Genomic DNA, 13,507 nt, shown 5'->3' with positions numbered 1-13,507 from the left:
TTTCAGGTGCCTTTGCGGGTCAGTCGCAGCGAGTTTAGCACCACCAGCAGGGAGCTGGCGGACATACCCAGCGCAGCGGCCCAGGGAGGCACCAGGCCGGCGGCGGCGAGGGGAATGGCACAGAGATTGTAGCCCAGGGCCCAGGCCATATTCTGCAGTATCACCCTGCGACAGCGCAGGGCGGTGCGCCAGCTGAGGGCAATGCCGTCGAGGTCGCGACTCTCCATGACGAAATCCGCCTGGGCGCGGGCCAGATCGGTGGCCTGGGCAACGGCGAAGGATACATCCGCCCGGGCCAGCAGGGGGCCATCGTTCAGACCGTCGCCAATGGCGGCTACCACGTGCCCGCTGGCCTGCAATTCTTCCAGTCGCAGCAGTTTCTGGTCGGGGTCGAGACCGCCGCGGGCACTGTTCAACGGCAGTGCCTGTGCCACCACGGCGACCCGTTCCGGACGGTCGCCGGATAGCAGTTCGATGTGGATTCCCGCTGCGCCCAGTTGCGCCAGCAGGGGCTCTGCATCCGGGCGCAACTGATCGTCGAAGCCGAGCCAGGCCAGGGCTTTGTTGCGTCGCACCAGTGCCACCCAGTAGTGCTGTGTATCCGGAGGTTCTGCCAGGGCAGGGGCAATTTCCCGGCAAAAATCCCGGCTGCCGATGCGCCACTCGCAGTTATCGCGAAAGCCGCTGACGCCGGCGCCGATGCAGTACTGCAGATGCTCGAAGCCTGGCGCTTTCACAGCACCTTCGAAGGCTTTCGCCACCGGGTGGCGCGATGCGCTTTGCAGGGCCGCTGCCATTGCCGTCAACTGCGCGCTGTCCAGGGTGGACAGCGGCAGTACCTGCCGCAGGTTCAGCGCGCCGTGGGTGAGTGTGCCGGTTTTGTCCACCAGCAGGGTGTCACTGCGCGACAGGGCATCCAGGGCATTCTCTCCGTGCACCAGAATGCCGCGGCGGCGCAGGGCGGCGGCGGCGCTGGTGAGCGCGGCGGGTGTGGCCAGTGCCAGGGCACAGGGGCAGCTGATGACCAGCACCGACAGACTGACCCAGAGTGCGCGCCCCGGATCGATCTGGTACCAGACGAAGGCGGTGGCCGAGGTCACCAGCAGTACAGCCAGTACAAACCAGCCGGCGATACGGTCAGCCAGTTTCGCCAGGCGCGGCCGGGCGCCGCCGGCACGTCCCACCGATTGCTGCAGGGCTGCCAGGCGGGTTTCGCTGTAGGGGCCGCTGGCCTCGATTTCCAGCGCGCCCTCAAGGTTCAGCGTACCGGCAAATACGGTGTCGCCGGGAGCCACAGGGCGCGGCTGGTATTCACCGTTAAAGCTGTCCTCGCGCACTGAGCTGTGCCCGGCACACACCCGCCCGTCCACGGCAATGACACTGCCGGCCGTTGCCAGCAGGCGGTCACCCCGGGTGACTTTGATACGTGCCTCGGGTTGCCAAGTGCCCGCCTGCCAGCGCTGCACCAGGCTGGGCAGGGCGCTCTCTACCTCGTACCAGTTGAGCTGGAAACGACGCCGTACACGCTGCTCGAGAAAGCGGCCGAGCAGCAGGAAAAAGGTGAACATAAGGACCGAGTCAAAATAGACCTGGCCGCCACCGCTCACGGTGGCCCAGGCGCTGGCCAGCCAGGCCAGCCCGATGGCGAGGGCGACCGGCAGGTCCATCACCAGCGCGCCGGCGCGCAGGTGGCGCCAGGCGTTTTCGAAAAAGCTGCGCGATGAATAGGCCACCACGAAAGTGGTGATGATCAGGCTCACCCAGCGCATCAGATCCCGGTGAGCGTCGTCGATGCCCTGCAAATCGCCAGCGTGCAGGGCAATGGCGAACATCCCCGCCTGCATCATGCCGAGACCGGCCACCGCCAGGCGGCGCAGGTTGCTACGGTGTTCGGCGTCCATCTGTTCGCGCCGGGTTCGGGCCAGGAAGGGTTGGGCGCGGTAGCCGAGTTGTTCCACCCGGGCGAAGATCTGTGACAGCTGCAGGGCGGAACTGTCAAAGCGAATGTCCAGACGCTGGTGCTGCAGGTTGACATTGGCCGACAGGACCCCGGGCATCTGGTCCAGGCCCTGTTCTATCAGCCAGGTGCAGGCGGCACAGTGAATGCCCCCCAGGAGCAGGCGTGCCTGGCGGGTTCCGTCGCCATCTGGCTGGCTAAAACCGGCGGCGACCTCGGGGTCGTCGTAGATGGCGAACTGCTCTGCCGGCGCTGCAGTGGCGGTGCCGGGGCGTTCGCCATAGCTGCTGCGGCGCCGGTAATAGGCTTCCAGCCCGCCTTCCCGCACCAGGGTGGCGATGGCCGCGCAGCCGGGGCAGCACATGGGTCGCTCGCTGCCATCGATGACCACGGCGTATCGGCTCCCCGCCGGGACGTCTTCACCGCAGTGAAAGCAGTGCGCAGGCAGTGCCGTGGCGTCGCCGACGACCGCTTCAGCCGCGCCCGGCATCGCCGAAATCAGCAGCTTTGAACTGTCCGTCCAGGCGCCAGACCGGCTCACCCTCACTCTCCAGTACCCAGTGCCAGCCGGGCTCTGGCAGGCGGGGCAGGCGGGCGCGATAGTGTCCGGGACTGGCCTGCATAAGGGGCAGAGCGAAATCCCGGTCTGCTTCCATGGGGTGGGAAATCGACAGCCGCAACTGGCGCTCCTGAACCGGACCGCGGGTGGTCACCAGCAGCGCGTCGCCCTGTAATTGCAGGGCCGCTTCAATACCGGCGGCCTCGGCACGCTGGCGTTTGGCCAGTTCGCGATTGATGGCGAGCCCGTCTTTGTAGTATTCGTCCACCACCAGATCATCTGCCCCGGTATGGGCGATGACCATAGTCCACAGGCTGGCCACCACCGCGCAGGCGGGCAGGGCGATCAGGAACCAGGGCCAGAATTGCCGGTACCAGGGCAGGGTGGGGGCTTCGCGCAGGCTGCTCATTGGAAGGGCACCATAAATCGTGACTCGGCAGTGACGGCGATGTCCGGATTATCGGTAGCCGTGACGGTGAATTCAATCTCGGTACTCGGTTTGTCGAGGACGCCGGCGGGCATACGCAGGCGCAGGGACAGCTCACGCACTTCGCCCGCGCTCAGGGTGTGGTGTGTCTCACCGATCAGCAGGACATTGTCGAGACCGCCGACTTCCACCCGGTATTCGTGCATCTCGCTGTCCATGTTGGCGAGGTGCAGGGTATAGATATTATCGATATCGCCTTCGGCGGTGGCGGTGTAGAGCTGGTTTCGGTCGCGAAACACGCTGACTTCCATCGGTACCCGGTTGAGCACCGTGTAGGCAAATACGCCGACCATCAGGCTGAGTACCGCCGCGTAACCAACGATGCGCGGGCGCACCCAGTGAGTAACGCCGCCCTCCAGCTGGTGCTCGCTGGTGTAGCGGATCAGGCCGCGGGGGTAGCTCATTTTGTCCATCACCGAATTGCAGGCGTCGATGCACAGGGCGCAGCCGATGCACTGGTACTGCAGGCCGTCGCGGATATCGATGCCGGTGGGGCAGACCTGCACGCAGAGCGAGCAGTCGATGCAATCCCCCAGACCCTGGGCCCGGTAGTCGCTGCCCCGCTTGCGCGAGCCGCGCGGCTCACCCCGGGCCGGGTCATAGGACACGATCAGCGTGTCCTGGTCGAACATCACCGACTGGAAGCGCGCGTAGGGGCAGATGTGGGTGCACACCTGCTCCCGCATCCAGCCGGCGTTGATATAGGTGGCGCAGGTAAAAAACACCACCCAGGCCACCACCATCAGGGTGCTGGAAAAGGTGAGCAGTTCCGGTAGCAGTTGCCGGGCGGGATAGAAATAGGCGACAAAGGTGAAACCGGTAAAGAACGACACCAGCAGCCAGCCGCCGTGTTTGGCGCATTTGCGCAGCAATTTCCCGCTATTCCACGGGGCCTTGTCCAGCTTGATGCGCTGGTTGCGACTGCCCTCGGTTTTCTGTTCGATCCACATGAAGATGCTGGTCCACACCGTTTGCGGGCAGGTGTAACCGCACCAGATACGTCCGGCAAAGGTGGTCACCGCGAACAGGGCGAAGGCGGCAATGATCAGCAGAAAGGCCAGCAGGAAGAAGTCCTGGGGCCAGAAGGTCAGGCCGAAAATATGGAACTTGCGGGCCGGCAGGTCGAACAGGACTGCCTGGCGCCCCTCCCAGTCGAGCCAGGGCAGCAGGAAGTAACCCAGCAGCAATGGCCAGCCGGTGTAGAGCCGGATACGCTGGAAAAAGCCCTCGATCCTGCGGGTGTAGATTTTTTCGCGGTGCTGGTACAGATCCATCTCTCCCACTTCAGCGGGAGCGACGTCCTGCACATCGATCAGATCCGGGTCAGACATCGCGCGGTACCATCGAAAGAGTGAGGGGGCGCGCACCCCGGCGGGGGCGCGCGGAGACTAGTTGGCCTCGCGCAGGCCGTAGACGTAGGCTGCGAGGATGTGGATTTTCTCCGGCCCCAGCTGGTGGTTGAAGGCCGGCATGACGCCACTGCGGCCAGCGCGTACCGAGTGGGCGATTTCCGAGGGAGTGCCGCCATACAGCCAGATACCGTCGGTCAGGTTGGGCGCTCCCAGGGCCGGGTTGCCCTTGCCTTCGGGGCCGTGACAGGCGACACAGTAGGTTTTGAAGTGGGCTTCGCCGGCGGCCACCATACCGGCGTCGGGCTCGTGATTGTTCAGGCTCAGCACATAGGCCGCGACCTCCTCCACCCCGCGGTCACCGATGACGTTTTCCCAGGCGGGCATGGCGGCCTGGCGGCCGTTGGTGATGCTGGCCTCGATAGTCGCGGCATCGCCACCGTAGAGCCAGTCGTCGTCGGTGAGATTGGGGAAGCCGTAGCCGCCGCGGGCATCGGCGCCGTGGCACTGGGAGCAGTTGTTGCCAAACATGCGCATTCCCATGCGGCGCACTACCGGGTCACTGGCAATTTCCTCGATGGGCAGGGCCAGGTAGCGGTCGTACATGGCGCGGTGGCGTTCTTCCGCCGCGGCTACCCGCTCGGCGTGCTGGCCGGTGGAGGTCCAGCCGATGACCCCCGGGAAATTACCCATGCCGGGATAGACCACCAGGTAGCCGACCCCCCAGATAATGGTGATCAGGAACATGAAGAACCACCAGGCGGGCAGCGGGTTGTCATACTCCTCAATACCGTCGTAGGCATGGCCGGTGGGGGTATCTTCCTTTTTCGCGCCGGTCTTGCGGTTGCCCAGCAGCAGCCAGGTCATGGCGATCAGGGTGATGCTGGTGAGGATGATGATCCACGCGCTCCAGAAACTAGTCATTCCTGACGTCCTCCCGCATCGTACGTTGATTCATTTCTTCGTCGGCGAAGGGGAGTTGCGCCGCTTCGTCAAAGGTCTTGCGGCGCTTGCCGCTGTAGGCCCAGATGCACAGCCCGATAAAGGAAATCATCAGGAACAGTGTGCTCAGCCCCCTGAGGTCGTTGATGTCCATGACTACCTCCGCATCTGCAGCAGGGTGCCCAGCTGCTGGAGGTAGGCGACCACCGCGTCCACCTCGCTCTTGCCGGCCACAGCCTCGGCCGCGCCGGCAATGTCCTCGTCGGTATAGGGCACGCCGACGCTGCGCAGGGCGGCCATTTTGCGCCCGGTTATGTCGCCGTCGAGGGTGTTGTCAAACAGCCAGGGATAGGAGGGCATAATCGATTCGGGAACCACGTCTCTGGGGTTGTAGAGGTGGGCCCGGTGCCAGTCGTCACTGTAGCGACCGCCGACCCGCGCCAGGTCCGGTCCGGTGCGCTTGGAGCCCCACAGAAAGGGGTGGTTGTAGACGAATTCGCCCGCCACCGAATAGTGGCCGTAGCGCTCGGTCTCGGCGCGCAGCGGGCGGATCATCTGTGAGTGGCAGGTGTTACAGCCTTCGCGGATATAGATATCGCGCCCTTCCAGGGCCAGTGCCGGCAGCGGTTTCAAACCTTCAACCGGTTCTTTGACCTGATCGCCGAACACCAGCGGGGCCAGTTCCACCAGGGTGCCGAAGCTGATGGCCACAATCGTCAGCACGATCATCAGGCTGACGTTTTTTTCGATCTTGTCGTGTTTGCTCAGTGCCATGATGTCCGCTCCCTAGGCCGCAGTGGCTGCCGCGGAGGCAGGCTGGTCTTCGCTCGCGTCACGGCGGGCGGTCATGTACAGGTTGTAGGCCATCACCAGCATGCCGGCAAAGAAAATAGCGCCGCCGGCTACCCGCACGATATAACCAGGGTGGCTGGCCACCACCGATTCCACGAAGGTGTAGGTGAGGGTGCCGTCCTGGTTGTAGGCGCGCCACATCAGGCCCTGCATGATGCCGTTGACCCACATGGAGGCGATGTAGAGCACCGTGCCAATGGTCGACATCCAGAAATGCACATTGATCAGGTCGATGCTGTACATTTTCTCCTTGCCGAACAGGATGGGGATCAGGTGGTAGGTACTGCCGATGGAGATCATCGCCACCCAGCCCAGGGCGCCGGAGTGCACGTGGCCAATGGTCCAGTCGGTGTAGTGGGAGAGGGCGTTGACCGTCTTGATCGACATCATCGGCCCCTCGAAGGTAGACATGCCGTAGAAGGACAGGCTGACCACCAGGAAGCGCAGGATGGGGTCGGTGCGCAATTTGTGCCACGCGCCGGAGAGGGTCATCATGCCGTTGATCATCCCGCCCCAGGACGGTGCCAGCAGGATGATGGACATTACCATGCCCAGGCTCTGGGCCCAGTCCGGCAGGGCGGTGTAGTGCAGGTGGTGGGGGCCGGCCCAGATATACACGGCGATCAGCGCCCAGAAGTGCACGATGGACAGACGGTAGGAATAGACCGGCCGTTCTGCCTGCTTGGGCACGAAGTAGTACATCATGCCGAGGAAACCGGCGGTAAGGAAAAAGCCTACCGCATTGTGGCCGTACCACCACTGCATCATGGCGTCCACCGTGCCGGCATAGATGGAGTAGGACTTGGTCATATCCACCGGTACCGCGAGACTGTTGAGAATGTGCAGCACGGCGACCGTGAGGATAAAGCCGCCATAGAACCAGTTGGCGACGTAGATGTGGCTGGTATTGCGCCTGGCAATGGTGCCGAAAAACACGATGGCGTAGCTGACCCAGACCACCGCGATCAGGATGTCGATGGGCCATTCCAGTTCCGCGTACTCCTTGGAGGAGGTATAGCCCAGCGGCAATGTGATGGCGGCCAGTACGATCACAGCCTGCCAGCCCCAGAAGGTAAAGGCCGCCAGCTTGTCGGAAATCAGCCGCACCTGGCAGGTGCGTTGAACCACGTAGTAGGATGTGGCGAACAGGGCGCTGCCGCCAAAGGCGAAGATGACTGCGTTGGTGTGCAGGGGGCGCAGGCGACCGAAACTGGTCCAGGGAAGGTCGAAGTTCAACGCCGGCCAGGCCAGCTGGGCGGCAATCCACACCCCGACCAGCATGCCGACAATGCCCCAGACCACGGTCATCACCGCGAACTGGCGCACTACCTTGTAGTTGTAGGTAGGGTGCTCCAGTGCAGAATTCAGTTCAGTCATGATTCGCTTCCATCGTCATGCGGAGGTTGGGACCGGAACCCGTCAGTCAGTGAAGGCCGGCGCGGCGCCCAGATCCCACAGGAATACCGACCCGACCATGAGGCAGATCAGGATCACCAGTGAAATGGCGATAACCGCGCTGGAAAACAGGAAACCGCGCTCCTCGGGGATATTCATGATGATGGGAATACCGAGGTAGAGCAGGTAGACGGACCAGCTGACGGCGGCGACGCCGACCAGCAGGTCCAGCCACAGGAGGGGATAAAATCCCACCAGGCCGGCAATGAACATGGGGGTGGCGGTAAGGCCGGCCACCACAATGCCTTTTGCGGTACTGGACTCGGCGCCGTAGGTGTGGGCCATCCAGTGTATGAAGTAGCCGATGCCCGCCACACAGGCGAGCATGCCGAGGTAAAACAGGATGCTGAGCTGGCGCGCGCTCTCCGGGGTCAGTTTGACGGGTTGCCCGCTGCTGCCTACCGTCCAGCCTACCTGGCTGGTGCCATAGTACCAGGCTACCGCCGGCAGTATGGCCATGATGCAGGGGTAGAGCACCAGGGTATTGAATGAGGGGCCGGGCAGGTTTGCCACGGTGCGCCATTGCTCGCTGGGCTTTACCAGCAAACCAAAGGTGTGTTGGATCATTTTATTGCTCTCTCCCCAACGGTCTAAAGGTCAGGCATGCATCACGCCGGTTGCACTGGCACCCCGGGCATTTGACAGTACCAGCGGCCTGTTACGCCTTTCGCTTTCACCACGCCGCCGCGAACAGGGCTGTGGCTTCCCCAATAAAGCCCTACATGCCTTGTGGAATTGTAGACCAAAGCAAAGCGCATACAACTCGCCGGTCTAAATATTGGGTGGACAAATTGTCCGGGGGGGGGGGGCGCCGGTTCAACCCAGGGAGGCGACGCTCTTCAGGACCAGGCGCACCAGTTCTGCCTGGCGCGACACCCCGGTCTTGGCAAAGATCGACTTGAGCTGGGCGCGGGCCGTGTGCTGGGACACGTTCTGCGATTCGGAGACCTCGGCCAGGCTCAGGCCGCGGGACAGGAGAATGGCCAGGTTGGCTTCCGCCGGGGTCAGGCCGAACAGCTCACCGAGGGTGTTCTGGGAGGCGGACTCGCGCAAATCGGGGTCGCTGATGAAAACGGCGGCACAGGGGCTGGCCTGACCCTCGCCCCATTCGGAGCTGGCAATCGGGCGTATCACCAGGCCGAGATCGGCATGACCCCGGCTCCGGGGTACCCGCAGGGCGCGCACCACCGAGGCCTCGCCGCGCTGCTGGGCGCGGATTACGGTGGTCAGCGCCTCCTGCAGACGCCGGTTCAGTTCGCGACTGCCCACCTGTAAGTGCTGGTCTTTCTCCAATAGTCCGTCGCGCTCTTCCAGCAGGGCTTTGGCCAGGGCATTGGTGTTCAGGACCCGACCGGTTTCGTCGAGAATGATGGTGGCCACCGCCAGCTGGTTGACGGCACCGGCGTACAGGTCGCGCTCGCTGGTGGTGCGGCTGAGGCGGGCGTGAATGTGCAGGGCGCGCTGCAGGTGGGGAGCAATGCGCTCCAGTAGCGCGCGGTCATCGCGGCGAAAAGCGCCATCCTGGCGGCGCCGGGAAAAACGCAGGCGCGCGACCATGCCACCCGGTTCGGCGGTATCGATACCGAGAATATGAAACAGGTTCACCGGTTGCAGGTAGTGGCGGTAGTAGTCCGAGTGCTCCAGCTCACGTTCGTCGAGCATGTCCTCGAGCGCCACCACCCGGTTCAGGGGCAGGTTGATGAAGGGGTCAAGGGCGAAGAACTGCTCGCGGTAGGCGATGACTTCCCAGTCGTTGGGGTCCGCCAGGCTTTCGTCGACGCTGTCGCGTACACTGTTGAGAATCAGCCCGTGATCGTCCTGGGCCGGTGGCCGCAATACCAGTGAGGCGACCTGGGCGTCGAACAGCTCCCGCAGCTGGGGCAGGGCGCTCTGCCAGGGCCGATCCTCCAGCGGCCCGTCGTAGACCAGCCCCAGTAACTGGTCGAAGTCGGGGCTGCCACTGTCCGTGCCGCGCGGCATGGTTACTTCTCTATGCTCGAGAGCTCTGCGGCTATATCTTCCAGCAGGCGCGGGCGACCGATACCCCAACCCTGCAGGTAGTCCACCCCGAGTTCTTCCAGCTTGACGATGATCGGTTCGCTCTCTACTGACTCGGCAATGGTTTCCTGGCCGAGGAAGTGGGCGAGATCATTGATCGACCGGGTCATGGTGAAGTCGTTGCGATTCTCGTGGATGCCGGTGATGAACATGCCGTCGATCTTGACGTAGTCCACCGGCAGTTCACGCAGATAGCTGTGGCTCGCGAGGCCAGTGCCAAAATCGTCGAGGGAGAACTTGCAGCCGATGTTGCGGAAGGCGCGGACAAAATCGGCAGCTTTGATCAGGTTGGTGATCGTCCCGGTCTCGGTGATTTCGAAACACAGGCGATTGGTGCCTACGCCAAACTCGGATATCTGCTCGAATAGATACTCCATGAAATCGTCATTGGTGATACTGATCCCCGACAGGTTGATGGCGAGATTGGGCACCACTTTCTGGGCATCCATCACGCGGCTGATCCACTGAAAGGCTTCGCGCACCACCCAGCGGTCGACCTCAGTCATGAAACCGTGTCGCTCTGCGGCGAGAATGAAATTCTCCGGCGACTCGATTTCGCCTTCGGCATTGCGAATGCCCAGCAGCAATTCGTAGTGGTGGCTGGTTTCACCACCACCGCGCAGGGCTGTTTTCACTATGGGCTGGGCGCGCAGGACAAAACGATCTGTGGCCAGCGCCTGCTCGAGGTCGTGGCGGGCGGCGGCCTGGCGCTGGCGGCGGGGCTGTTGCTGTCCGTCCTCCGTGCCCTGGGCGACAGCGACCCGGTTGCGCCCCTCGTCCTTGGCCTGGTACATGGCCGATTCGGCAGCCGCCAGTATGGTTTCCACGTCGGCGCTGTCCTCGCCGATCGGGGCAATGCCGACAGAGACGGTGAAGCGAATCAGGTCACCCTCGATCTCCAGGCAGCCGCTCTCAATATCTGCGCGGATTTTCTCCGCTGCCGCGGTGGCCCGGGGGATATCGTGGTCCACCAGCAGGATGCCGAAACTGTCCTCCTGCAGTCGGGCGGTGGACATCTTGCTGCCGTGCAGTTGTGACAACAGCTTGGCAAACTCCATCAGAACCTGGTCGCCGGTTACCTCGTCGTAGACCTCATTGACCAGTTTGAACTGGTCGATATTCAGGTGCAGGACGGCGTGTCGCGACGCCTTGCGGTCGGCGTGACGCAGGGCTCGCGCCACCTGGTCCTCAAAGGTCCGGCGGTTGATAAGGCGGGTCAGCTGGTCGTGGTTGCGGCTGAAATTCAGGGTTTCCTGTACTGACTCCAGCGTGCCGTACAGGCTCTGGTCCACCAGCGACATCTGATCTGCCGCAGAGGGGGGCTTGGCGCCCCGGCTCAGGTGTCGGGCCAGTTGTACCGCATTCATTTCGGCGACTTTCTGCCCGCGCTCGTTGACGAAAATGAAGTGGTCGAGATCGGGGCTGATCCAGGCCAGCTGCATGCGTTTGCGCACGCCCTTGGGGTCGCGATAACTCAGCCAGCTGCCGGTTTCGAGTTGCTGCACCCGCTTTACCCAGCGGCGCAGACGCCGCGTCCGGTTCAGGCGCTGCTGCAGCTCGGCGGCGCTGGGGCCGGGGTTGAAGTCGTCATCACCGAGCAGGCAGCTGGTTACCGGGCGCTCGCCGGAGAGCGCCAGGCGCAGCTCGTCGAGCACCGGCGCCAGTTCGATATTGGCCGGCAGCTCAGAGGCGACCTGCTGCTCCAGCATGTCGATGAAGGGGTCGGCTTCGAGGCCGTGTTGCATGGATTTGCTGGCGCCGGGCTGTTCCCGCTGCTCTTCCAGCCACTCGCCCAGCAGGTCGATAGTGCGCAGGTGGTCCTGCCAGCTGGCGCTGCCCGTGCCCTGCTTGATCCAGGTCAGGACCAGCAGGTCGCGCCAGCCGCGCTGGATAAACTCCAGCAACAGTTGTGGTACTTCCGCGTCGCCGAGGCGTGCGCGGATGGTGGTGTCGACCTCCGCGCGAGCCTGGCGCAGACGGTACTGGCCTTCCTGGGTGCGAATAACGCGCTCGACATTGCGGGTCTGGGCCGACACCTGCTGCTGTACCAGGCGGTCGACTTCTTCCAGGGCGGTGTCGAAGACGCCGGTATCGCGGTCGTAGCCCGCGACGATGCCCTCGATAATGCCGGTGACCTTGCCTTCCAGCATGCGATTCGGGAAGTTGCCGGCAGCGGCGAGCTGGGCGAGTTTGTCGATCACACCGCGGGCGGCGTGCTGATTGTCGATGAAAAACCGCGGTTCCTGCAGCGCCAGCTTGGCCAGTGGCACCTGCAGGTCGGACAGGGTCGGTTGCAGCTGCTCCGAGACATCCATCTGGCTGTGGATGGTGCTGAACAGGGTGTCTACCAGGTCCAGCTGGTTGATGCTGTCGGGTCCGGAGCCGGCTGTGCCGCGCAGGGTATCGAAGCGCTCACTGTTGGCGGACAGGAACTGGCGCAACGAACCGAGGTCGCGCAGCTCCTGGCGCAGCGCGCTGTCGCGCTGCAGGTTGTCCAGCGCCTGCAGGACTGAGTCGGCGCTGGCGGCCGGCGCATCGCGCTGTGGCGCCGCGCCGGGTAGGGCCTCGCGCTGGAAGTTCAGGGCATCCAGCACCGACTGGTACATTTCAGCAGATATTGCCGGTGTCGCAGGTTCCCGGTTGCCGGAGGCTTCCTCGACGGGTGCTTCCTCGCTATCGATTGGCGAGGATTCCGGTGCCTGCCGTTCGGGCTTGCTGGCGCCCTGCTGCTCGGCGCGTGCCCGGTCCAGGACCGAGCCCTTGGCACTGATTTCCTCTTCCAGGTCGGGGTAAATACCGGCCTTGATCAGTCCCTGGTTGAGGCTGCGGTAGTAGGCTTCAAGCCGGGGCATGAAGAGGCGCAGGAAGGCGTCGAAAACGACCGAGGTGGCCCGGTGATTGATGTCGGCACGGGACAGCAGGGCCTGCAGTGCGGTACAGAGTTCGGCGATATGCACCGGCAGTCGCACATCCAGCGGCGGCGCCGGGATGGCAGTGGCCAGTCGCACTGTCAGGCACTCCAGCACATCCCCGTACCACTCCCGCCCCATATTGATCATGCGATCAACCGCGAGAAAGTCCTCGAAATCCTCGATGTCCACCAGATCCAGTGTATGACCGTCCGGCGAGGATTGCTGCCACTGCTGGTGATTGACGGGCTCTGCCGGAACGAGGTCGCGGAAATTGCCGCGGACTGCTTCGATCAGCCCTTCAGTGAAATCGTGGCCCTGTTCTGACAGGGTACGCGCCGCTTCGGTCAATGCGGGATCGCCGCCCTGGACGGCGCTGGCGCGCTCTTTCAGGTGCTGGGGGAGCTTGTCGATAAAGGCGGCCCACAGAGGCCTGAGCTGATCGCAGGCTGCCTGTTCAAATGCCTGTAGAGAGGCACTGCCCTGTGCCGATACCGGCGGTGCCGCTACTGCTACCGCTACCGGGTCTGGTGGCTGTTTGCTCAGCGCCCGATGGCAGCGGGTGCCATGGGCACTGTCGGGGCGCAGCAGCACAACCCCGCCCTTGATATCACTGACTGTCACCGGGATACGGTCGAGCGGCCCCTGATCGTCCTCCAGTGCCTCGGGCAGAAGGGTGGCCCGGGAACCCTGTTTCAGGCTCAGGCGCTGGGGCCCGCGGCCGCCGACCAGGCGCACATCACGCAATTCGATGCCCGTGTCATCGACTGCATAGATCCTGCCCGACAGCCTCACCGCATCAGGCAGTTCCAGCACGGCGACGTGGGAATCGGGTGGGGTGGCAGTCTGGGGCATGCAGTCTCTTAGTACTTGGTCGCTGGCAGGGCGCGTGTGCGGGACGCGTCAGTGCCAGCAGTATACCGCGATAGGGTCGGTGGA

At 63.6% G+C, this 13,507-nt stretch carries 10 protein-coding genes; all 10 read right to left on the bottom strand.

Annotated features, from left to right (window positions below):
* Positions 1–2 precede the first annotated feature (2 nt).
* The 10 genes from FVW59_RS09795 to FVW59_RS09750 all read right to left on the bottom strand — a co-directional run bounded on the left by FVW59_RS09795 (position 3) and on the right by FVW59_RS09750 (position 13,423).
* Positions 3–2,498, bottom strand: coding sequence for a heavy metal translocating P-type ATPase (locus FVW59_RS09795; RefSeq protein ID WP_246139694.1), 2,496 nt, complete (start codon positions 2,496–2,498; stop codon positions 3–5).
* Positions 2,431–2,925 carry a FixH family protein gene (locus FVW59_RS09790; RefSeq protein WP_148064090.1) on the bottom strand — a complete coding sequence of 165 codons (495 nt, stop codon included), beginning with the start codon at positions 2,923–2,925 and terminating at the stop codon, positions 2,431–2,433. Before FVW59_RS09790 ends, FVW59_RS09795 begins: the two co-directional genes overlap by 68 nt.
* Complete coding sequence (ccoG, locus tag FVW59_RS09785; RefSeq protein WP_148064089.1) at positions 2,922–4,334, bottom strand: cytochrome c oxidase accessory protein CcoG; 1,413 nt, start codon at positions 4,332–4,334, stop codon at positions 2,922–2,924. Before ccoG ends, FVW59_RS09790 begins: the two co-directional genes overlap by 4 nt.
* Positions 4,335–4,391: 57 nt before the next feature.
* Entirely contained in the window at positions 4,392–5,276 is an 885-nt protein-coding gene (gene ccoP, locus FVW59_RS09780; protein WP_148064088.1) for a cytochrome-c oxidase, cbb3-type subunit III, read from the bottom strand.
* Positions 5,269–5,448, bottom strand: a complete 180-nt coding sequence (locus FVW59_RS09775) for a cbb3-type cytochrome oxidase subunit 3 (RefSeq protein ID WP_148064087.1) — start codon at positions 5,446–5,448, stop codon at positions 5,269–5,271. The genes ccoP and FVW59_RS09775 overlap by 8 nt, the downstream gene beginning before the upstream one ends.
* A 2-nt stretch (positions 5,449–5,450) precedes the next feature.
* Entirely contained in the window at positions 5,451–6,068 is a 618-nt protein-coding gene (gene ccoO / locus FVW59_RS09770; RefSeq protein ID WP_425468400.1) for a cytochrome-c oxidase, cbb3-type subunit II, read from the bottom strand.
* 12 nt (positions 6,069–6,080) lie between these two features.
* Positions 6,081–7,523 carry a cytochrome-c oxidase, cbb3-type subunit I gene (ccoN, locus tag FVW59_RS09765; RefSeq protein WP_148064086.1) on the bottom strand — a complete coding sequence of 481 codons (1,443 nt, stop codon included), beginning with the start codon at positions 7,521–7,523 and terminating at the stop codon, positions 6,081–6,083.
* 42 nt (positions 7,524–7,565) lie between these two features.
* Positions 7,566–8,168 (bottom strand): Yip1 family protein, encoded by a 603-nt coding sequence (locus tag FVW59_RS09760; RefSeq protein WP_148064085.1) that lies wholly within the window; start codon positions 8,166–8,168, stop codon positions 7,566–7,568.
* A 249-nt stretch (positions 8,169–8,417) separates the two neighbouring features.
* Positions 8,418–9,581, bottom strand: coding sequence for a helix-turn-helix transcriptional regulator (locus tag FVW59_RS09755; protein ID WP_148064084.1), 1,164 nt, complete (start codon positions 9,579–9,581; stop codon positions 8,418–8,420).
* A 2-nt stretch (positions 9,582–9,583) separates the two neighbouring features.
* On the bottom strand, positions 9,584–13,423 hold the full coding sequence (locus FVW59_RS09750) for a DUF1631 family protein (RefSeq protein WP_148064083.1): 3,840 nt from the start codon (positions 13,421–13,423) through the stop codon (positions 9,584–9,586).
* Positions 13,424–13,507 lie beyond the last annotated feature (84 nt).

This window comes from Parahaliea aestuarii (assembly GCF_008064635.1).
Classification (GTDB): Bacteria; Pseudomonadota; Gammaproteobacteria; order Pseudomonadales; family Halieaceae; genus Parahaliea; species Parahaliea aestuarii.
Note: the sequence above shows the minus strand (reverse complement) of the source record. Positions and strands in the feature narration are given on the sequence as shown.